Raw genomic sequence first — 21368 nt, forward strand, 5'->3', positions numbered from 1 at the left:
CGACAATCCAGCATGTGGCTGACAAGGGTCAGATTCTTATAATATTATGTTTTTATTAAGTATAACGGATCTTGATGAGGGATCCGGTGGCATCGACAAAAAATAACAACTGAAAAGCACCAAATCAAAAATAAATTCAAATGGTTTTTGAAGATTGGAACTTTTCCTTTTGTCGGTCCCCACTACTCGCCCGACAACGCGCCAATCTGCTCGACGACGATATTGCTGGACGTGGCCTGGGTCAATCCGGTGCTGATCACCATGGCGTAGACCGCCTCCAGGCGTCCGTCACCGTTCAGGTCGGCCAGGGAAAAATCGCCGATATAGCCGCTGATCTCCTCGCCGGCCCAAATTTCCTTCATGTTGACCTTGTTCCAGTGCAGGGCGATGACCCGCCCGCGGGTGTACTTTCTGAATCGTTCCACGAACCCCCGGGCCGCATCGCGGTTGTGAACGGTGACGACCTCGACGGTGCCATCGTCGTCAAGATCGGCCACGATCAACCGTTGGGTCAGGTAGGTACGGTCCGTGGTTCTGGTGTCGGTTGAGGATGTGGCTTCGAGAAAGAGCGGGCTGCCGCCCAGGGTCTCCCGGCCGGCCCACTGGGGGCTGCCGCCCGGGTCGTAGATGCGCAGCTCGTCGCCGGGCGAATAGGCGATGGACCGGGTTTTCCCGTCGTTGAAGATGTCTCCCCGGGCAAAGCGGTAGATGGTCATCTCTTGGGGCAGTGGCAGTCGCTGGCCGGCCTGATAATCGTTGCCGGTCCAGACGAGTTCGAACACGCCGGGCAGAAAGTGGGTATAGGCATAAAGGCCGCCGGTGTCGTTGGACGAGGGGGTGCCCCGTCGCTGACCCACCAGCATCCTGCCTTTTTCAGGATCGCCGGTCACGCGGAAGTACCAGCTCTGGCCGCTGGCAATGGCCTGCAGACCATTGCCGCTCCATTCCAGTACGACCGAATCCAGCTTGCTGTGGGCATCCATCCGGGTGACGAAGATTTCGTCGGTACCGTTGCCGTTGATATCTCCGGCATCCACGGCGATGATGGTATGGCGCTTGCCGGCGTCAAAGGCGGCCAGCCGATCCAGCCGTTCGCCATTCTTGCGTTCCACGGCAATCCGGTTTTCATGGGCAAAAACGATATCCGTTCGGCCGTCGCCGTCCACATCGCCGGTGGTCAGGGCACGGATGGTGCCTTTGAAAGGGCTGCTGGTCCACAGGGCGTCAGCCGGCTCCGTCGATTTCGTGCCGGCTGTTGCGGCAACCAGGGGTGCTGCGGCAGGCGCAGGCGGCAGGGGCGGTGTCGGTTGAACGGGGGGGGCCACCTGGGGGATCATCACCGCCGGTGCGGCCGCTGTGGGGGCTGCCACCCGGGGGGCGGCGGCGGACAGGGAATCGATGTACTGGCTCACCTGGTTGGCAAACTGGTTGACGTGCATGAGCACATCGCCGCTGCTCTGGCCGAACTGGCTGAACTGAAGTGCCGTGTCGCCGGAATCGACCGCCGTCAGGGTCGCGTCGGTGCTGGCGCTGTTGCCGAAGACGGTCAAGCTGCCGGTCACCACATAGTCGGCGCTCAGATCCCTGCCCATCTGGACGGGATCTTGACCCGGAGCAGGAGCACTGTTGCGAATCACCTCGGCTGACTGGCTGATGCGTGAGGCCATCATGTCCATGATGCCCTTGTCGAGAAATGTCAGGTCTTTTTCTGAATGAATCGTCAGTGGAAGGATCAGGACCCGTTTGGCTTTTTCTTCGGCCAGGGCGGGTGAAATGAAAAGGCTGGAAAAGGCGGTCAATAGGCAGAAAAAAACATTCAGCCGTCGTGGATAGCGCTTCAAATCAGAGAGTCTCCTTTTCCTGTTTCAGGCGTGTGAACCTTGTTAACATGAACCTTTGAAAAATAAAAGTGCAATTTGTTTCTGAACGGCGCTTCAATTACACCCGGCCGCCGCTCCACTTCAGCTTGGCCTTCAGGACATCGAAGTAGTTGTGGTCGGGAAGGGTGATCATCTGGACCGGGCTGGGGCTCTTGCTGATGATGATGGTGTCCCGTTCATCGATTTTCATTCCCACCTGGCCGTCGCAGGTCAGCATGATGTCCGACGTGTCTTCGGCCAACTGGATGCTGATCACAGCCGAATCGGGGACCATCAACGGCCGGTTGGTCAGGGTAAAGGGACAGATGGGCGTGATGAGTATGCCGGGTACCGACGGGTGGATGATCGGGCCGCCGGCGGCCAGGGAATAGGCGGTGGATCCGGTGGGTGTGGCGACGATGAGCCCATCGGCACGGTAATCGGTGAGGAACCGGTCGTCGATATGCGTACGAATCCGGGCCAGTCGGGCCAGGGCGCCTTTGTTGATGACCACGTCATTGAAGGCGGACTCCCGGGCGATTTCCACACCTTCGCGCAGGGCCTGAATTCGCAGCCGCATTTGTGGCCGCGTGGCATACTGATCGGCCAGGATAGCCTCGGCGACCTCACACAGGTGGTCTTCCGTGGTCTCCGCCAGGAAACCGACTTCGCCAAATTTGACGCCGATGATGGGGGTTTGCTGGTCTCCGATCCAGCGAACGGCACTCAAAAAAGTACCGTCGCCACCCAGAACGAATACGCAGGCAAGCGATTTCGGTGACCGTTTCCGTGATCCTTGCGATGGCTTTTCAGCGGGAAGCCCGATTTGCCGTCGGATAACGGCGAGCCCTTTGTTGACAAGCCAGTGCTCGAACCGGTCGGCCTGCTGTCGGGCATTGCCTTCATCTTTGACCACCAGACCAATGGTTTTTTTCATGATGGGAATCGCGGTCCTGATAATTTTCCGGGTTACGATGGAAGTTGATCTAATTTATCGTCATACATGGGTTTGGTGGTCAGGGCAAGTTCAAGATCGGCAGTCGGGAAAATGGTGTGAAAGCGTCGCCTCGTGTGGAATGCAGTTGACATCAACTGCTCCGGATCATATACAATCCATATTAACCAATAAATAAATGAATTAGCTTCATTCGCTTCTGGGCAGACCCTTCATCCCGTAGGCATATTGCCGGCAGCAAAATGTAAACCCTATGAATTTAATAGCAATGAAGCTGGACCCACCACTGGGACGTGCCTGTCATCCGGCAGCCTTTTAACTTGACTGGCCATCGGCAACTCTATTATACAGTCGTGTTTACTTGGAGGGGAATATTCACCAAAACCACTTGAGAAGGAGAGGCGTGATGAAAAATCGTTTGGCACAGTTTCTTATCGTTGCAATTGTCGGTGTATTCATGGTCGTTGCCACAACTGCCACTGCAGCTGATACCATTAAACTTGGCGTTGCGGGCCCCCACAGTGGAGACCTTGCCTCCTATGGTATTCCGACCATCAAAGCCGCTGAACTGGTGGTAAAAGACATCAATGCCAAGGGCGGCGTTCTCGGCAAACAAGTGGAACTGCTGGTGGAGGATGATGTGTGCAAGCCTGAAGTCGCCACCAACACGGCCACCAAGCTGGTTTCCGAAGGCGCCCATGTGGTGCTGGGACACATCTGCTCCGGAGCCACCAAGGCGGCTTTGGGAATTTACAAAGACTCCAATGTCCCGGTCATGTCTCCGTCTGCCACCAACCCTGCGTTGACCCAAAGCGGCGACTACCCCAACTTTTTCCGTACCATCGCCTCCGACGATGCCCAGGCACGGTTGGAAGTTGATTTTGCACTGGACGTCCTGAAGTTGAAGAAGATCGCTGTGCTGCACGACAAGGGCGACTACGGCAAGGGTCTGGCTGAGTTCGCCAAGGACTTCCTGGAAAAGGACCCCCGGGCCGAAGTCGTCTTCTACGAGGGTATCACCCCGGGTGCCGTGGACTACAGTGCCGTCGTTCAAAAAATCAAGAAAAGCGATGCCGAGGCGGTCATTTTTGGCGGCTACCATCCGGAAGCCTCCAAAATCGTGACCCAGATGCGTAAAAAGAGAATGGACACCATCTTTATCTCCGATGACGGCGTCAAGGACGACACCTTCATCAAAGTGGCCCAGAAATACGCAGAGGGCGTCTACGCCACCGGTCCCATGGACGTTTCCAGCAACCCCATGGCCATCGCGGCCAACGAGGCGCACAAAAAAGCTTACGGTGCCGATCCGGGCGCATTCTATCTGAATGCTTACGCCGCAGCCATCGCCCTGCTCAACGCCATCGAGCAGGCCGGCAGCACCGATTACGATGCGGTAACCAATGCCCTTCGGACCAAGGATGTGGAAACACCCCTGGGCAAGATCCGCTTCGATGACCGCGGTGATGCCATCGGCGTGGGATTTTCCATGTACCAGGTCAAAAACGGTGCCTATGTCGAATTGAAATAGGCCAAGTGATTGCTCGATCAATCAGGGGGCAGACAAGCACGCGTCTGACCCCTGATTTATCTTAACGGCACCCTTGATCGCCCGCATACCATTCCCGGGGCGATATCCTTTTACGGAATATGGTTCTATAAAATGGAATATTTTTTCGAGCTTTTTCTGGGCGGGCTCACCCGGGGCAGCATCTATGCGCTGATTGCCCTTGGTTACACCATGGTCTACGGCATCGTACAATTAATCAACTTTGCCCATGGCGAGATTTATATGATCGGCGCCTTCACCGCCCTGATCGTGATCAGCGTGCTCACCATGCTGGGGTGGAACCAGGTTGCCATCCTACTAATTGCCGCAGCGGTAGCCGTGGTCTATTCATCGGCCTATGGCTTTACGATGGAGAAGATCGCCTACAAGCCGCTGAGAAAGGCCCCGCGCCTGTCGGCCCTGATCAGCGCCATCGGCATGTCCCTGTTCCTGCAAAACTATGTGCTCCTGGCTCAGACCTCGGATTTCATGCCCTTTCCCGGACTGATCCCCGATTTTGAATTTATGGAGCCGATTGCCCACATCATCGGTTCGCCTGAACTGGTGATCCTGGTCACCACCACGATTGTCATGGTTTTGCTGACGCTGTTGATCAAGTTCTCGAAAATCGGCAAGGCCATGCGAGCCACGGCCCAGGACCGGGACATGGCCCAGCTGGTTGGCGTTGACGTCAACCGGGTGATATCGGTCACTTTTATTATCGGCTCCGCCACCGCCGCCATCGGCGGAGTGCTGATCGCTTCCCACATCGGCCAGATCAATTTCTACATCGGCTTCATCGCCGGAATCAAAGCCTTCGTGGCGGCGGTGCTGGGCGGCATCGGGTCGATCCCCGGGGCGGTCCTGGGGTCGTTGGTGCTCGGGTGGACCGAGTCCTTTTTTACCGGGTACATCTCCAGTGACTACGAGGACGTGTTTGCCTTCATTTTTCTGGTCTTGATCCTGATCTTCAGGCCGGCCGGCATCCTGGGCCGTTCTAGTTCGGAAAAGGTGTAATGGTTTTTAATACATTCATTGTGGCCGGCAGCCACTGTCTGTCGGTCAGCTGCGTATCGAGATGGCGTTCCCCATGATAGTAAACGAACTTAAAAAATCATTTGTTGTCTCACTCTGGTTCATGTTCTTGACCTTTCCGATCATGGTGATCCGGGTCAACACGGTGGAAAACATCATCCAGTGGCGCTGGGGCAACCTGTTGCTCGTGGCCGTCGGCAGCTTTGTGCTGAGTGCCGTCTGGCGCTACCTGATCCGCCGTAAGGAACTAGGCACCCAGAAAACGGAGGTCGATGGTATTGCCCGGGTGACCCTGAGCCAGCGGTTGCTGGGTGATCGGCGGTTCACTATCCCCGCACTGTTCGTGGTCAGTATCGGCGCAGTGGCCTTTCCATTCGTCTTTTCGATCTATCAGACCAACATCATGATTACGGCCCTGATCTATGTGCTGCTGGGCTTGGGGCTTAACATTGTGGTGGGCGTCGCAGGTCTGCTGGACCTGGGTTATGCCGCCTTTTACTGCGTCGGCGCTTACTCCTATGCCCTGCTAAACTACCATTTTGGCCTCGGTTTCTGGACCGTGCTCGGCATCGGCGCCGGACTGGCAGCCCTGTTCGGCATCATCCTCGGATTTCCCGTACTGCGGTTGCGGGGGGATTACCTGGCTATTGTCACATTAGGATTCGGCGAGATCATCCGCCTGATCATGGAGAACTGGAACGAGTTCTCCTTCGGGCCCAGCGGTATCGCCAATATTCCCCGTCCGGGCTTCTTCAATGTAGAGATGAACATCGAGCAGGCGACGATCTACATCTATTTCATGATGATCGTTTTGGCCCTGTTCACTATCTTCGTGGTCAACCGGCTTCAGAACTCACGGATCGGCAGGGCCTGGATCGCCCTTCGTGAGGATGAGGTGGCCTGCCAGGCCATGGGCATCGACAAACGCAAAACCAAACTCATGGCCTTCGCCCTGGGCGCCACCTGGGCCGGCTTTGCCGGGGTGGTTTTCGCCGCTAAAACCACCTTCATCAACCCGGCCAGCTTTACCCTCTGGGAATCGATCAACATCCTGTGCGTGGTGGTGTTGGGAGGCATGGGATCCATTGTGGGTGTCATCGTCGGCGCCTTTATTTTGATTCTGCTGCCCGAATACCTGCGTTTTCTGTCGGAATATCGCATTCTGGCATTCGGCGCGGTGCTGGTGGTGATGATGGTGTTCAGGCCAGGTGGTATCGTGGAAACGGTCCGGCGAACCTATCAATACAAGGAGACGGCCTGATCATTTCGCCCTGCCTTCCCTGGTGACGGTAGACATGCGATGCGAAGTGAGGCTCCCACAACGGTTTTTACCTGAACAGACATGGATATGGAACCAATACTCGACGTAAAACAACTGACCATGAATTTTGGCGGGCTCCGGGCCCTGGACAAGATTGATCTGGATGTTCGCCAGGGTGAAATCGTGGCCCTGATCGGCCCCAACGGGGCTGGCAAGACCACGTTTTTCAACTGCATCACCGGCATATACGATCCCACCGGAGGAGATGTCCTCATCTCGCCTCCCAAAAATGGCAAAACCGTGCGGATCAACGGGATCAAGCCCAATAAAGTTACCGAAAAAGGGCTGGCAAGGACGTTTCAGAATATCCGCCTCTTTCACAACATGACCGTCCTGGAAAATGTCATGATCGGGTGTCACTGCCGCATGAAGGCCGGAATTTTAGGGGCGGTTCTCCGCGGCGTCTCAACCCGACGGGAAGAGGAGGCGGTGATTCAGAAAAGCTATACGATTTTGAAAAAAATCGGCCTCGAAAAATACGTCAATGATTTTGCCAAGAACCTGCCCTACGGTGCCCAACGGCGCCTGGAGATTGCCCGGGCCATGGCCACCGACCCGTTCATGCTGCTGCTGGATGAACCGGCCGCGGGCATGAATCCCCAAGAAACGCACGAATTGGATGAGCTGATCATCAGGATCCGTGAAAACGAGGGGATTTCGATTCTGCTCATCGAGCATGACATGAAACTGGTTATGAGCCTGTCGGATCGCATTTTCGTCATGGACTACGGCAAGAAGATCGCCCAGGGCACCCCTGAAGAGATTCGCAGAAATCCGGCCGTCATCAAGGCCTACCTCGGAGAAGATATTGATGCTTAGCCTCGTTGACATTAATTCCTATTACGGCAATATCCGGGCCCTGAAGGGCGTCAGCCTGGAGGTGGAAGAGGGGGAAATCATCACCTTGATCGGTGCCAACGGCGCCGGCAAGACCACGACCTTGATGTCCATCTCCGGAATCGTACCTCCGCGCACCGGTGACGTTCGTTTTATGGGCGAATCCATTGCCCGGGTGAACCCCGACAAGATCGTCTCCATGGGCATCAGTCAAGTGCCGGAAGGCCGGCGGATCTTCCCCTATCTTACCGTGCTGGAAAATCTGGATATGGGGGCCTTTTTGCGGACCGACAAGGACGGCGTGAATTCGGACCTGGACTATGTGTTCAGCCTGTTTCCCATCCTTGCGGAACGGCGCAACCAGGCCGGAGGCACCTTGAGCGGTGGCGAGCAGCAGATGCTGGCCATATCCCGAGCCCTGATGGCTCGACCCCGCCTGCTTTTGCTGGACGAGCCCTCACTGGGACTGGCTCCGTTGATCGTAAAACAGATATTTGAAATCATAAAGAAAATTAACAGCGAAAATAACACCACCATTTTTCTGGTGGAACAAAACGCCAACCTTGCCCTGAAGGTCGCCCACCGTGGATACGTCATGGAAAATGGCCGGATTACCCTTTCCGATGCCGCCGACAGACTGCTGACCAATGAGGATGTGAAAAAGGCCTACCTGGGTATTTAGCATTGCAGCCATGCAATTCAACCCGGACGAACATGAAAGAGAGTGACCGGATGGATGCCGTCCGCGGGTGTTGAGCCTTGCAGCCTCGGTCGACTGAACCTTACCCAGAGACTGAAACCACGCTTTTGGCGTGTGTTTTCGGTCCTTGACAGGCTGCCTAAAAAAACCTATAGAGTGCCTTGCCTATACTCCATATAGACTTTCAATGTTGCAGATCCTACGCTATTTAGTGGTGCGACTGTTTCTCAATGATTTTCGAACAAGTGCGTAAACGGCTACAGCGAACGGACTGGAAACCGGTTGGTATATCCGTGCTTTGCCAACGCACTGGCGTTACACGCATAAAATTCTTCAGGGATCACCGCGTGGAATCTTTAATGAGAAATTTATTTCACAATGTGGTGAAAATGCCATAGTTTGTGATGAACGGTTTTCACACCGGACAGTCTGAAACCCGCACGGGTTACGACCTAACTGCTTTGAATTAAAAACAGAATGTTTTATTTAAGGGCGGTTCGGCATTCTATTTGCTAAAACAGCATTAAGTTTGAAACAAGGCGTTGCAGCCCACTGGTCAACCCTTACCCATGTGAAATGCCATGAATCCAGATAATCAACATCCCCCCATACGTTCCCATTTGAAAGATGTCGCCGTTTTTTTCGTTACGGTAGCCGTCTGCACCTTTTTGCTGACCGCCGCCTGTACCTTTACCAAACGCGCCGGGATCCAAGCGTACGCCACCCCGGTACTGGCCATGCCGCAGCCTCCGGAAACGATAAGACTGGCATCGGAACCCGTGTCCGAATTTCCGGTTGTCGAAGCAGGCCCGGCAATGCCCGTCTTTGACGCGGCCTGGACGTTGCCGGATATCGAAGCGGCCTGGGCGCCGCCGGTATTTGACGTGTGTCTGGCGCTCCCGGAAATCGATGCGGGTCCGGACCGGGCCGACACGCTCTCGGAAATATCATCGTTGACGGATGGTGAGGTGCCCAACGAATCCATTCCATTCCACGGTATCATCATCCAGGCGGCCGGTCGATACGAAGTGGACCCGCACCTGATCCGGGCCATTATTCTTGCGGAATCCGGCTACAATCCCAAGGCCAAATCGAAAAAAGGGGCCCGGGGACTGATGCAACTCATGCCGTCCACAGCCAAATCCCTGGGAGTTGAGGATATCTATGACCCGGAGGAGAACATTGATGGCGGTGTCCGCTATTTCCGGTCGCTGCTTGACCGGTTCGATGGTGATGTGCAACTGGCCTTGGCTGCCTACAATGCCGGATCACGCCACGTTCGAAACTATGAGGGGGTCCCCCCGTTCAAGGCCACCCAGCGCTACATCAAAAAAGTGCTCAAATTTCACAAAAAGTTCAAAATGCAAAAAACGGCCGGCTCCCGAAGGCTGGCCTGACGCTCAACCGTTCAACACCCGGTTTCCTCGATGACAGTCAACAGTCCAGGGTGCCCTCCTTTCAAGCCGTCCTTGTTCGGTTTTTCCGATACCTTTAAATGGCTCCTCTCACCCTGTGATCAGATTCGCCGATAAAAAATATTGGCATCTGCGAATCGATCGCCTATAGTGCCCCCTTTTTTTAACGGCCATTCGATGCTCAAAAGAGGCTCACGTATCTGTCCGACCAGCGGATCGTACGTTTGGTGGCCCTGAGGGGATCAGCATTTCGCATTGCGCTGGTCCTGACCATTGATATCGGCATGCATGAATGATCGAAAATGGGAGGGGACAGCCTGATTGAATGGTGTCAACATCGAAAAATGAGGTCAACATGAGAAGGTTCTTGTGGTTCATACCGATTATGCTGATGCCGGTGCTCGCGTGGGCTCAAGGGGGGCATGGCGCGGCTGCATCGGCTAACCTGACCGGCACGGTATACGGCTATCTGGGTATCATTGTTTTCGTGCTGGCCTACGCGTTGGTGCCCCTTGAAAACACGATTCATCTGCGAAAAAGCAAGCCGGTGCTTTTGGCTGCCGGCATCGTCTGGGTGCTCCTGGCCATTGCCTACATTCGAATCGGTGACACCCACACGGCCCACGAAGCGATCAAGCACAGCCTGCTTGAATATGCGGAGTTGTTTTTATTTCTGCTGGCCGCCATGACTTACATCAACGCCATGGAAGAGCGCAACGTCTTCCAGTCCCTGCGGGCGTATCTGGTGTCCCGGGGACTCTCCTTGCGGATGATTTTCTGGGTGACTGGCGCCCTGGCATTCGTCATCTCCCCCATCGCCGACAACCTGACAACGGCACTGCTGATGGGGGCCGTGGTCATGGCCGTGGGCGGCGACAACAAAAAATTTGTGGCCCTGGCCTGCATCAATATAGTGGTTGCCGCCAACGCTGGCGGGGCCTTTTCGCCTTTCGGAGACATTACCACGCTGATGGTATGGCAGAAAGGGAAGGTCCAGTTCTCTGAATTTTTCAATATCTTTTTTCCCTCCCTGGTAAACTGGCTGATCCCTGCGGGGGTCATGAGTCTGGCCATAGAAAAGGGTATACCCAAAATAATCGATGAAAATGTCCAGATGAAATACGGGGCCAAAGCCATTATGGCCTTTTTTTTGGTGACCATTGCCACCGCGGTTTGTTTTCATAACTTCCTGCACCTTCCTCCGGTGGCCGGCATGATGCTGGGACTGGGGTTTCTGGGGCCGCTGTCCTACCATATCAAGCTTCACGAGGGGCGTTCGGAGCGCTATGATTATATTCTGGGCGCGCGAGGCGCCGAGTCCGTCTACCCGATCACCACTATCGTCAAGAGCAAACTGGATCTGGCGGACATCATGGAGACGGTGTCTCTGCCGGCCTTTGCCATTGATGTCAATCATGTGATCACCCACTGGAACCGTCTTTGCGAAACATTTACCGGCATCAAGGCGGCGGAAGTGGTCGGCACCCGCAACCAATGGAAACCTTTTTACGAGAATGAACAGCCGGTGATGGCCGACCTGGTGCTCAACTATATGCCGGAAAAGATGATCGATCAGCATTATGAAGGCCATTTCAAACGCAACGAGTATATCGAGGGTGCCTATGAGGCATCCCGGTTTGTGCCGACACTGGGTAAAGAGGGCCGCTGGGTCTCCTTCTCGGGGGCGCCACTGAAGGACGAAACCGGCAACCTGATCGGAGCCGTGGAAGTGCTGCAGGACTATACGGAAAAAAAAGCCGCCGCCCAGCATTTCGACCTCATGAAAAAAATTGCCCGGGCCGAGTGGGACACCCTCTTGTTTTTCTATGGCGTGATACTGTGTGTGGGGGGGCTGGCACAGTTCGGCTACCTGGCAGCCGTTTCCCAGTATATGTACCACGACCTGGGGGCGACGTGGGCCAACGTCATCGTGGGGTTTCTATCCGCCATCGTCGACAATATCCCGGTGATGTTCGCCGTGCTGACCATGGATCCGGCCATGTCCCACGGCCAATGGCTGCTGGTGACCCTGACCGCCGGCGTGGGGGGCAGCATGCTATCCATCGGTTCCGCCGCCGGGGTCGCCCTCATGGGGACGGCCCGGGGAACCTACACCTTCGGCGCCCACCTGAAATGGACGCCCATCATTATGCTGGGGTATGCTGCCAGCATTGTTTGTCACCTGTTCATCAATGCCCACTTGATATGAAACCAGACCGGTAACGTGAAGCCCATAATGGGTCGAGGGATAAGGAATGGGCGCCGGCAGCAGTCGGCGCCCAGGTCGTTCAGGGCATGATGATAAAATCCGCATCGGCGCGGGTCAGTGTCGCGGGTTCGAAGATGTCCGAGGCATACGGCAGCAGTACGGTGGTCGGAATCGGCAACCGGTTCTCGATCTGGTAGGGAATTCCCATCTTGCGTGCATGGCCCGATCCGGCCAGCAGCACCATGACCCGATCAGGATGCTGCGCCAGGTGGTTGAGGGCGTTGATGGCCATGGCCGTGTCCCAGACCAGCTGAGCTTCGCAAAAACGGACGAAATCCATGTTGCCGTGGCCGTGGGCGCCGAAGGCGCTGCGGATAAAATCCCGATATTCACGGGTTACATTGCAGGTGACGCCCTCCAGTTCTCCTCGCTGGCGATCGGAAAGCGAAGCGAATCCCTTCTGGGCCACCTGCCGGGTGATCTCCCGGGAGACATTCAGCCCGACCATGGGTATCTTCATATCCCGGGCGTAGACGAAAATGCTTCGGTAGAGCGACCAGGGAAAATTCCAGTTGTCCAGGTAGATCGGTTCGAAGTCCGCCTCATCCAACTCGCCGGCCACCCATTGATCCAATGCGGCCTGTCCATCCTTGCGAAACATCTCCAATCCGATGGAAAGAGGAACCGATTGCGCCTTGAGCGCCTGGATGACCAGCAGTTGAGCGTCGTGGTGGCGCTGATCGGTGTGGTGTTCGCCCACCAGCAGGATGCGGGCACTTTTCAGTGCGTCCACGGCCTGCACGCCGGTTATTCGTTGCCGCGTCTGAAGATCGAACAGCTTCAGCGGGACTGCCTGTTTGGGTTCGCGGCAGGTGGCTGCCAGCGCCAGGATCGAGAATACCAGTAAACCCATGATCGCTTTGCGGCTGAAGGTGGTCATGGACGGGCTCCTTGGTTGTTGGGTGGGTCCGGTTTCCAGCGGACCATTACCGGCGAATCGTTGACTTCCCACGTGCCTTTGATGCGGTTGTGGCCATCACTGAAGGCCAGGTAACTATAGCGGCCGTAATGGGGTATTTTCAGTGCTGCCTGAATGGCCGCCTCCGTGGAGCGCGTGTGCAGGAGGGCGACGGTCCTCCCGGAATGGTCGGGGTGCCGGGCCACGGCGAACAGTACATCTTCCGATCCGTTGAAATGCTGCCCTCCAGCGTCAAAGGCCGTGGGTGACAGTGCCAGTTCGTCAGGAAACAGCCTAAGCGCCTCCAGTTGATCGGGCAGGCCGATGAACAGCAGATTGATGGCGTCGGCCGCCGCCATAACATCGGCTTCAAGAATCATTCGGACGCTGTCCAATCCCATGGCTTTGGAAAAATAAAGGGCGATGGCCTCGCCGCTCTGACCCAAGCGATCCGCAACCACCATCGCGACGGATGTCGAGCCTTTCAGGGTGTTGACCGTGGGAGGCATTTCTTCAGGACTGAGTCGCCTAAAAAGATGATGATCAGGGTCGACGGTGAGCGACCGGGGGCACGTGCGGCTGATGATTTCAAAATCCGCCAATCGTTCGGACAAGCGGATCGATTGGGCCGCCGGACCCTCATGGGTATCCAGGGTCAGTTCCAGTGCAATGTCGTAAAAGGGGTTTTCCTGGACCAGGCTGCCGACGGTCCGACATCCCTGGCTGCCTTTGATCAGCCTGACATTTTCAAGCCGTATTTGCGGGGCACCCGGCCGGTGGACCCATTGACGGAAGAACGTGTCCAGGGATCGTCCCGCTTGCGCTTCAAAGCACGCCTGAAGATCCTTCCATGACGCGTGCCTGAAGCGGAATTGCCCGTAAAGATGCCGCAGTGATGCCCAGAATGCATCCTCGCCCACTTCCCTGCGCAGCATGTGAAAGACCATGGTGGATTTGTCATAGCCCACCGCCTTGGTGGCCGGATCGGTGCGGCTCAGGAAACGGCTGAGGGGGAAATCGACCGTTGGTGATACCAGTGTCGCAAAGTTGCGCAGGGCCTGGCGCCGGTAATCCGCTGCCGCACGGGGTGATGTCTGCTCTTTGATCAGGTAATCAGCCGTATAGGACGTCAGGCCCTCGCACCAGTTGCCCGAAGTGGCGTCAACCAACACCCCGTTGCCCCACCAGCTGTGAACGATTTCGTGGGGCAGGCTCGTTTCCGGGATAAATGGCAGTTGCAGGACCCTGCCTCCCATGAGGGTGTAGCCGGGAAAGCCGTAACCGGTGGGGAAAAAGTTTTCGACAACAGCAAATCCATCGAAGGGATAGGTCCCGAAAAGGTCGCTATATCGTTTCAGGTAGCGCAGGGATGCTTCCAGATAACGCGGTGCCAGGTCCTGATTTTCAGAGAGAAAGTAGGTGGTGGCGGTCAGCCCGTCCAGTGCCCGTTTTTCGACCACATAGGGGCCGGCGGAAAGGCTCAATCCCTCTAGATGGTTGTCGATCTGCCAGCGACTGACGGTTCTTCCGCCCCGATGGTCGATGCCCAGGAGCCGGCCGGCGGTGACCGCTGCGGTGTCACCGGGTCCATCCACGGTCAGCATCAATGACTGCAGGGCCTTTTCCACCCGAGGGTACCAGCCTGCGCCGGACAGCAGAAATGTGCCCGAAACGGATATCGTGCCAGTGACCCCAAACCCCGGGTTGTCGGTGTTAACGGGGCGTACCGGCGCAGGGTCGTCGAACCGGCAGGTATAGCGTAGGCTCAGATCGAGGATTTGGCTCGAATCGTTGAGATCCGGATTCAGGGTCAACCGTCCCCGGTTGAAAGCATAGGGGGGCTCGTGGCCATTTATGCGAACGTCCAGGATACGGGCGCGAGGAGAAAGAAGCAGGTGGACGGGACCTTTTTCCGGCCGTTGCATGCGGATCCGATCCAGGCCTCCCAATTCTGATCGTTCGGGAAACAGGTGAATGGTCAGATCGTGGTGCGCAATTGCATCTGTTGCCCGGGCTGACTCGACAGTGGCATATGTCCCGGCCAAAACCAACAGATAAATCAGGGCAAGGCGAATAGCTTGTCGTCTCACGAGGTTTCTCCTGATATGCATACCCGTCCCGAGGGGGCGGCAGGTGTGTTGGATATAATTTGCCTAAAAACGTAAGCTTTCCTGGGCCAAATGCAATCGTCAAAGGATTTTCCTTTTTCCACCGTGTAAATTCGTGCTAAGGCTCCCGAGGTATGGAGAACACGGTATACCAAGAACTGGCCGAGCACCTGGATCGACTTCCCGGAGGGTTTCCGTCTACCCCGGACGGCCGGGAGTTGCGAATACTAAGGCGTCTGTTCACGGAAGCCGAGGCCCGGTTGGCCTGCCATCTGACATTGATCCCGGAGACGGCCCGGGTCATTGCCTATCGTTGTGGATGGGTTCACGACAAGGCAGCGACGATGCTGGAATCCATGTGGCAAAAAGGGTTGATCCTGAAGCTGGAATCCGAAGGAAAATCGCCTCGCTACATGGCTTGCCAGTTTGTGGTGGGCATCTGGGAGTTCCAGGTCAATCGCCTGGACCGCGAGTTGGTGGCGGACATGACCGATTATATTCCAGTCCTTTTCAATGCCGACGCCTGGCGTCGCGCCCCTCAGATGCGCACCATCCCGGTGAACCGGAGCATCGATCCGAAGCTGCCTGTCATGCCCCATGAAGCGGCGGCGGCGTTGATCCGTTCCAAAGACCACTTTGTGATCTCCCCCTGCATCTGCCGAAAAGAGCGGCGCATGGCCGGCCACGGCTGCGACGGGCCCCTTGACGCGTGCATCTCTTTCGGCGATGCCGGCAGCTATTTCATTCAATCGGGTATCGGCCGGCCGGTGGACCGGCAGACGGTGATGGAACTCCTGGAGACCGCGGATCGTGCCGGGCTGGTCCTTCAGCCCAGCAACAGCCGGGATCCAGCCTGGATTTGCTGCTGCTGCGGGTGCTGCTGCGGTGTGCTGCGCACCGTCAACACCTATCCGAAACCGGCCGAGCTGGTGGCCGCCCCCTTTGCCGTGCAGCTGGATGACGATCGGTGCACGGGTTGCGGCATTTGCCTGGAACGCTGCCAGATGGGTGCACTGGCGCTTAAAGGCAAAACGGCTCAGCTGAACAAGCACCGTTGCATCGGATGTGGCCTGTGCGTGTCCACCTGTCCCGCCGGGTGCCTCCGGCTAACCCGCAAGCCCCGGTCACAGCAGCCCCGGGTGCCGGCGAACATGGCAACCGCCTTGTTGCGAACCGCCTGGAAAAGAAAAAAAATAGGCCCTTTTCAATTAGCTGCCGAAATCGGAAAATCCCAGCGGGATCGTTATCTGTCGTCCAGGAGATCGACGAACAATGCCTGAAAAAGGATCGACGCCGATGAAGAGGCGTCCTACACGTCCTGTCCCCATGGCTATCGAGCAACCTTTCTGGAAAACGATGACGCTGGCGCAGATGAGCCGTGAGCAATGGGAATCCCTTTGCGACGGCTGCGGGCGGTGCTGCCTGCAGAAATTCCAGGATGGCAAGACGGGAAAGGTGACGTACACCTGGGTTTCCTGTTACCTGCTGGACGTACAGGCCTGCGGTTGTGTCGACTACGGCAACCGGACTTCGCTGGTGCCCGACTGCCTGGTGCTGACTGCGGAACAGATTCCCCGCCTGCGCTGGCTGCCCAGAACCTGTGCTTACCGGCGGCTGTCCGAAGGCAAGGACCTGGATGCCTGGCATCCGCTGGTATCCGGTGATCCGGAATCGGTTCACCGGGCTGGTATATCGGTGCGGGGCAAGGCCATCTCAGAGGTGTACGTTCATCCGGAGGACATGGATTTCTACGCCATCGGCTATCGAATTTGAAGTGATTGCCGAATCGGCTGACCGCGATCGCCTGCGTATCCCCTAAACTTTCCGACAGAAAGTTTCGATCCTGACGACAACCGTCTGCCCTGAAAGGACCGGCATTCCCCATTCGGGATAGGGGCTTGACATCTGTCTGGCGTGTGGTAAATACAGGCCAACTTCTAACGTGTTCCCCATTAACTTCTTGAAAAAAAACGTAATACCTGTTTGCTTTCAGGAGCTTGGAATAAATTGAGCAGTCGCCGGCGTTACCGGCCGGTACAGGGATGGAGCAGTCGATGAAAGGTGTTTTCATTACGACCCTTGGGGGTCTTGGCATGTTTATCCTCGGCATGAAATTGATGACCGAGGGGCTTCAGATGTCTGCCGGGAAACGCATCAAGACCATCTTGAGCGCGGTATCCTCCAACCGGGTGGTGGGGTGCCTCACCGGCACATTTGTCACGGCCCTGGTTCAATCCTCATCGGCGACCACCGTGATGCTCATCGGGTTCGTCACGGCTGGCCTAATGACGCTACAGCAGGCGGTGGGCATGATTCTCGGCGCCAATGTGGGCACGACGGTCACAGCTCAGCTCATCGCTTTCAAACTGAGTGCCCTGGCACTGCCCGCGATTGCGACCGGCGTGGTGCTCAAATACTTTACCCAGAAGAAAAAAACGCGTTACATCGGTGAAGTGATCCTGGGTTTCGGCCTGCTTTTCTATGGCATGACCGTCATGAAGCATGGACTGGCGCCGATTAAAAGTGATCCTGCCTTCCTGGCATTTTTTACCAAGTTCGATCCCAGTTCGGTGGGTGGACTGTTGCTGTGCGTGGTCGTGGGCGCTGGACTGACCATCATGGTGCAGTCCTCATCGGCCACCATCGGCCTGACCATGACCCTGGCCAGCCAGGGATTGCTTACCTTCCCCGGTGCCATGGCCCTGGTGCTGGGGGAAAACATCGGTACGACCATTACGGCGGAGTTGGCCACCATCGGCTCCAACAACATCAACGCCCACCGGGCCGCACGGGCGCATACCATGTTCAATGTCATCGGGGTCACCCTCATGCTTTGTGTCTTCCCCCTGTTCGTCAATCTGGTGGAGACGGTGACCCTGGGACTCGGGGCCGGTCCGGTGGACCAGGTGGTGGGCGACGACGTGGTGAATGTGGGGCGGTACATCGCCAATGGCCATACCATGTTCAACGTGATCAACGCTTCCTTTTTTCTCCTGGTGCTGCCATGGCTGATCAAGGTCGCCATATGGCTTTCACCCAAGGAAGAAGAAGACATCGACTACTACCGGCTGCCCAATTTCGGCGACCGGCTCATCGATACCCCCATCGCCGCCATCGTGGAAACGCGCAGCGAGATTCTGCGTATGGCTGAGACGGCCAAATACACGTTTCGAAAAACGGTAAAGCGACTCAAGGACCGGGACTATAAGAAGCTGGCCAAGTGGCGCCAGGTCGAAAACCACCTGGACGACATGCAGCGTGAAATCGTGGCTTACCTCACCCGGATCTACCAGAGCGGCGTGAGTGAATCCGAGGCCAAGGAACTCTCCAGTCTCATGCGCATGACCAATAATATCGAACGCATCGGTGACTCGGTGGAGAATATCGCCCAGGCCATCGAGGATATGATCGAGAGCAACCTGACATTCACCGAACAGGCCATGGCGGACATGGACAAGCTGGTGGACAAGGTGGCCGAGTTCATGGACCTGATCGCCTCCGCCATGCGACAGCGTCCAGCCAATTTCATGAACCAGGCCGACAGCCTCGAAAACGCCATCGATGCCATGCGCGAAAAATATCGTGACGACCACATCCAGCGCCTTCGCTCCTGTGAATGCGGCATAGACCAAGGACTGGTCTACGTCAGTCTGCTCACCAACCTGGAGAAGATCGGCGACTATTGCTTCAATATCGCCGAGGCGGTGGCGGGTAAAAAATGACGGATTCGTAAGAATCTCGATATCTGCCTTACGCTTGATCCCTCGTCACTGCGGCATACAACAAGTGCGCCGTATTCCTCAAGGAATCGCAAGTCTTGATCTCGGGCTTCTTGCGAATCCGTCTGAAATTCGACATTTCACAGGTTCGTCAAAATGACCAACGTTCAAAGCTGGCCGTTGAGAGGAAAAGGTCTGATCCTTCAGGCGCGGATGTTCCTGGAGGGGATGCCCCAGACGAAATAGCGAATCCATTCGAATCCGAAAAGCAGCAGCTGCCGGTCGCTGGCCCGGATTTTTGCTGCCAGCGTCCGCTTGATCCGATACCGTTTTAAAAAACTGCTCTGAAACACGAAATCGCGGAACCGGTCGATGTTGTAGGCGGCCATGAAGGCCATTTTCGCTCTGGCGCCGTTGAGGCCTTCGGGCCCCCATGGGTCTTTTTGAAACAGCGTTCTGATTGCGGCCCATCGGGCGGTCATCTGGTTGTACGTGTCAGCCTCCTGATCCTGCGCCCATTGGGCGACGGTCAAGGCCCGGTCTTCATGCTTGCCCTGGCAGAAGTCCGGCGGCCGAAAAAAGCTGATGATTTCCGATGCACCGGTCCGGTCGTTAAGCAGCATTCCGTGTTCCACGGGAAAAGTCCGGCAGGTGTCGGGCCGGTCGGGGTAAACCGTGCAGCCCTCGTCGCTCACAAAAGGGCAGGCCCGCGATTCATTGGCGGCCATCCGCAGCAGAACGTCCGGGAAATAGTTGCCTTTTCGCAGTACCACATCCACATGGGACTCTAAAAACCGGTCGGAATCCACCGCTAAGCTTTTTTTCAGACGGAGAACATCAAAGGGGTAAAGAAACAGATTCAGGTTTCGGCAGCACTGGTTGAAGCAGGACAGGTCCTTGTGGCACCGGAAATTAAACGTATCGGTTTTCTTCAGGGGTATTCCCGGCAATCGGTGCATCTCTTCCGGTTCAATCGATTTCATAGGCGTTATCCATGATCGACACCAGCATCTGGGCGATGGTGAGCTTGATTTTGTCGGGATATCCCGTTTGTCTGCGCAATTCCTGCTCGAGCGAGGCCATCTGCCGGTAAAAAGGAGTACGGTCGAATCGGATATAGTTCGTTTGGCCACGTTGGCGGCACTGATGGAGGAAGGCATCGCAACCCGGATTCTTGATTGCGTTGCCGCCGGTTCGCTGCAGTTCGTGCGGGATGCCGTGAAGCCGGCAGATCATGGGGCGGTAAGGATATAGGGTGCACCTGTCGTTCCGGTTCAGCGGGCACATGATGCGCAGAGCCTTGCCATGGCGGTCGGCTGCTTTCATCCCGGCGGTGACTGTCAGCGCCTTATCACAGATCGTGTGTCGAACGTCGGATTCAAGGGTTTGCAGGCCTTCCAACAGATACAGATACTCCAACAGGGTGTGGTGGTAGAATCGGGTCATGCAGCAGTTGTCCGCACAGCCATTGCACTGGAACCCATATTGCCCGGCAACGGCTGCATAGGCCCGATCCATCTCGCCAAAAAGGGTCCCCAGCCGTTTCATCAGAGGGAGACAGCCGCGCCTGATAGTCAACAATGTTTCGGGGGGCAGGTTCATGGCGGTCCGGTGTGGCCTCAAACAGTGGGCGAGGGGAAAAAGATTCTTTCGTAAAGGCCGAGGGCATGGCGATCCGTAATGCTGGCGATAAAGTCGCAGACGACCTGCTCCCGGGGTGAGCCGTTGCTCATGCAGCCGGCGATACCCATCCGGGTGAGTTCTTTTCTTAACACCAGTTCGTTGTCCATCAGGTAGCCGTAAAGTTCGGAAAGGATTTTTTTTGCTTTGACAAATTCCCTGTGAACCTGGACGGAGCGGTAGACGTTTTCATAGAGAAAGGCCCGCAATGTGGTCATGGCGCCGAAAACCTCCTCGCTCATGTCAAGCCTCAATTCACCGCCAACCGCCCGGCTGGAGAAGATCAGGTCCCGGATCATGGTGGTGGCCCGCTCTTGGTGGGTCCGGCCAATGACCCGCGTGCAGACGGCCGGCACCTGGTTTTCCCGGATGACACCACTGCGGATGGCATCGTCCAGATCGTGATTCAGGTAGGCCATGATGTCTGAAATCCGAACGATGCGGCCCTCGATGGTACAGGCCAGTTCGTTGATGTCATCGGGCAGGATTTTTCCATAGCCTTTGGAGTGCTTGACGATGCCGTCGCGAACTTCGTGGGTCAGGTTCAACCCGTTGCCGTCGTTCTCGATTACATCCACTACCCGAAGACTCTGCTTGTGATGCGAGAAGTCCGGGGAGTGGATCTCCTGGAGCACCGCTTCTCCGCCGTGCCCGAATGGGGTGTGTCCCAAATCGTGCCCCAAGGCAATGGCTTCGGCCAGGTCTTCATTGAGAAACATCGCCCGGGCGATGGTCCGGGCAATCTGAGCCACCTCCAGGGTATGGGTCAGGCGCGTGCGATATTCATCCCCCAGCGGGTTGAGGAACACCTGGGTTTTATGCTTCAGCCGCCTGAATGCGTTGGCGTAGACGATGCGGTCACGGTCGACCTGGAACGCGGTGCGGATGGGGCAGGCATCCTCCGGCCGTTGCCGGCCACGGCTGTGTGCGCTCTGGCAGCCGAATGGAGACATGAAGTTATTCTCGCGTTTTTCAAATTGCTCGCGGATGTTCATGGCGCTCTGGTTGTGATTTTTTCATAGA

At 56.4% G+C, this 21368-nt stretch carries 17 protein-coding genes; 10 read left to right on the forward strand and 7 right to left on the reverse strand.

Features of this window, described 5'->3' with window-relative positions; genetic code table 11:
* Positions 1–182: 182 nt before the first annotated feature.
* A complete protein-coding gene (locus ACZCED_RS08035) occupies positions 183–1841 on the reverse strand; it encodes an FG-GAP-like repeat-containing protein (protein WP_464860579.1) in 1659 nt (552 codons plus the stop codon).
* A 97-nt stretch (positions 1842–1938) separates the two neighbouring features.
* A complete protein-coding gene (locus ACZCED_RS08040; protein ID WP_462968501.1) occupies positions 1939–2796 on the reverse strand; it encodes an NAD(+)/NADH kinase in 858 nt (285 codons plus the stop codon).
* Between the two features lie 424 nt (positions 2797–3220).
* On the opposite strand from ACZCED_RS08040, the gene ACZCED_RS08045 reads away from it, so the two are divergent.
* The 7 genes from ACZCED_RS08045 to nhaD all read left to right on the forward strand — a co-directional run bounded on the left by ACZCED_RS08045 (position 3221) and on the right by nhaD (position 11880).
* Positions 3221–4345: a branched-chain amino acid ABC transporter substrate-binding protein gene (locus ACZCED_RS08045; RefSeq protein WP_462968502.1), complete on the forward strand. Its 1125-nt coding sequence runs from the start codon at positions 3221–3223 to the stop codon at positions 4343–4345.
* Positions 4346–4477: 132 nt separating this feature from the next.
* Positions 4478–5380, forward strand: a complete 903-nt coding sequence (locus ACZCED_RS08050) for a branched-chain amino acid ABC transporter permease (RefSeq protein WP_464860580.1) — start codon at positions 4478–4480, stop codon at positions 5378–5380.
* A 73-nt stretch (positions 5381–5453) separates the two neighbouring features.
* Positions 5454–6659, forward strand: coding sequence for an ABC transporter permease subunit (locus tag ACZCED_RS08055; protein WP_462971677.1), 1206 nt, complete (start codon positions 5454–5456; stop codon positions 6657–6659).
* 87 nt (positions 6660–6746) lie between these two features.
* The gene (locus ACZCED_RS08060) at positions 6747–7538 is read left to right on the forward strand and encodes an ABC transporter ATP-binding protein (protein ID WP_464860581.1); all 792 of its coding nucleotides are present in this window, start codon (positions 6747–6749) and stop codon (positions 7536–7538) included.
* Positions 7531–8238, forward strand: coding sequence for an ABC transporter ATP-binding protein (locus ACZCED_RS08065; protein ID WP_462971679.1), 708 nt, complete (start codon positions 7531–7533; stop codon positions 8236–8238). The genes ACZCED_RS08060 and ACZCED_RS08065 overlap by 8 nt, the downstream gene beginning before the upstream one ends.
* Before the next feature lie 599 nt (positions 8239–8837).
* Positions 8838–9653, forward strand: coding sequence for a lytic transglycosylase domain-containing protein (locus tag ACZCED_RS08070; protein WP_464860582.1), 816 nt, complete (start codon positions 8838–8840; stop codon positions 9651–9653).
* A 373-nt stretch (positions 9654–10026) separates the two neighbouring features.
* Positions 10027–11880 (forward strand): sodium:proton antiporter NhaD, encoded by a 1854-nt coding sequence (gene nhaD, locus ACZCED_RS08075; protein WP_464860583.1) that lies wholly within the window; start codon positions 10027–10029, stop codon positions 11878–11880.
* Positions 11881–11959: 79 nt separating this feature from the next.
* Here nhaD and ACZCED_RS08080 read toward each other — a convergent pair whose 3' ends face one another.
* The gene (locus tag ACZCED_RS08080) at positions 11960–12820 is read right to left on the reverse strand and encodes a ChaN family lipoprotein (RefSeq protein ID WP_464860584.1); all 861 of its coding nucleotides are present in this window, start codon (positions 12818–12820) and stop codon (positions 11960–11962) included.
* A complete protein-coding gene (locus ACZCED_RS08085; protein WP_464860585.1) occupies positions 12817–14928 on the reverse strand; it encodes a M1 family metallopeptidase in 2112 nt (703 codons plus the stop codon). The genes ACZCED_RS08080 and ACZCED_RS08085 overlap by 4 nt, the downstream gene beginning before the upstream one ends.
* Positions 14929–15080: 152 nt before the next feature.
* Here ACZCED_RS08085 and ACZCED_RS08090 point away from each other — a divergent pair, with 152 nt between their 5' ends.
* From ACZCED_RS08090 to ACZCED_RS08100, 3 genes are all read left to right on the forward strand, one after another.
* The gene (locus tag ACZCED_RS08090; RefSeq protein ID WP_464860586.1) at positions 15081–16226 is read left to right on the forward strand and encodes a 4Fe-4S binding protein; all 1146 of its coding nucleotides are present in this window, start codon (positions 15081–15083) and stop codon (positions 16224–16226) included.
* 46 nt (positions 16227–16272) lie between these two features.
* A complete protein-coding gene (locus ACZCED_RS08095; protein WP_462971685.1) occupies positions 16273–16719 on the forward strand; it encodes a YcgN family cysteine cluster protein in 447 nt (148 codons plus the stop codon).
* Between the two features lie 281 nt (positions 16720–17000).
* Complete coding sequence (locus ACZCED_RS08100; protein ID WP_464860587.1) at positions 17001–18668, forward strand: Na/Pi cotransporter family protein; 1668 nt, start codon at positions 17001–17003, stop codon at positions 18666–18668.
* A 200-nt stretch (positions 18669–18868) separates the two neighbouring features.
* On the opposite strand, the gene ACZCED_RS08105 is transcribed toward ACZCED_RS08100, so the two are convergent.
* From ACZCED_RS08105 to ACZCED_RS08115, 3 genes are all read right to left on the reverse strand, one after another.
* Entirely contained in the window at positions 18869–19648 is a 780-nt protein-coding gene (locus ACZCED_RS08105; protein WP_464860588.1) for a YkgJ family cysteine cluster protein, read from the reverse strand.
* Entirely contained in the window at positions 19635–20213 is a 579-nt protein-coding gene (locus ACZCED_RS08110; protein WP_464860589.1) for a hypothetical protein, read from the reverse strand. The genes ACZCED_RS08105 and ACZCED_RS08110 overlap by 14 nt, the downstream gene beginning before the upstream one ends.
* 71 nt (positions 20214–20284) lie before the next feature.
* Complete coding sequence (locus ACZCED_RS08115; RefSeq protein WP_462971690.1) at positions 20285–21340, reverse strand: deoxyguanosinetriphosphate triphosphohydrolase; 1056 nt, start codon at positions 21338–21340, stop codon at positions 20285–20287.
* Positions 21341–21368 lie beyond the last annotated feature (28 nt).

The organism is Desulfosarcina sp., from assembly GCF_055467485.1.

Coding starts and splice junctions, on each gene's coding strand:
- ACZCED_RS08100 (WP_464860587.1), top strand. CDS start 17,001: ATGAAAGGTGTTTTCATTACGACCCTTGGGGGTCTTGGCATGTTTATC.
- ACZCED_RS08095 (WP_462971685.1), top strand. CDS start 16,273: ATGGCTATCGAGCAACCTTTCTGGAAAACGATGACGCTGGCGCAGATG.
- ACZCED_RS08065 (WP_462971679.1), top strand. CDS start 7,531: ATGCTTAGCCTCGTTGACATTAATTCCTATTACGGCAATATCCGGGCC.
- ACZCED_RS08040 (WP_462968501.1), bottom strand. CDS start 2,796: ATGAAAAAAACCATTGGTCTGGTGGTCAAAGATGAAGGCAATGCCCGA.
- ACZCED_RS08115 (WP_462971690.1), bottom strand. CDS start 21,340: ATGAACATCCGCGAGCAATTTGAAAAACGCGAGAATAACTTCATGTCT.
- ACZCED_RS08055 (WP_462971677.1), top strand. CDS start 5,454: ATGATAGTAAACGAACTTAAAAAATCATTTGTTGTCTCACTCTGGTTC.
- nhaD (WP_464860583.1), top strand. CDS start 10,027: ATGAGAAGGTTCTTGTGGTTCATACCGATTATGCTGATGCCGGTGCTC.
- ACZCED_RS08050 (WP_464860580.1), top strand. CDS start 4,478: ATGGAATATTTTTTCGAGCTTTTTCTGGGCGGGCTCACCCGGGGCAGC.
- ACZCED_RS08090 (WP_464860586.1), top strand. CDS start 15,081: ATGGAGAACACGGTATACCAAGAACTGGCCGAGCACCTGGATCGACTT.
- ACZCED_RS08080 (WP_464860584.1), bottom strand. CDS start 12,820: ATGACCACCTTCAGCCGCAAAGCGATCATGGGTTTACTGGTATTCTCG.
- ACZCED_RS08110 (WP_464860589.1), bottom strand. CDS start 20,213: ATGAAACGGCTGGGGACCCTTTTTGGCGAGATGGATCGGGCCTATGCA.
- ACZCED_RS08070 (WP_464860582.1), top strand. CDS start 8,838: ATGAATCCAGATAATCAACATCCCCCCATACGTTCCCATTTGAAAGAT.
- ACZCED_RS08105 (WP_464860588.1), bottom strand. CDS start 19,648: ATGAAATCGATTGAACCGGAAGAGATGCACCGATTGCCGGGAATACCC.
- ACZCED_RS08060 (WP_464860581.1), top strand. CDS start 6,747: ATGGAACCAATACTCGACGTAAAACAACTGACCATGAATTTTGGCGGG.
- ACZCED_RS08045 (WP_462968502.1), top strand. CDS start 3,221: ATGAAAAATCGTTTGGCACAGTTTCTTATCGTTGCAATTGTCGGTGTA.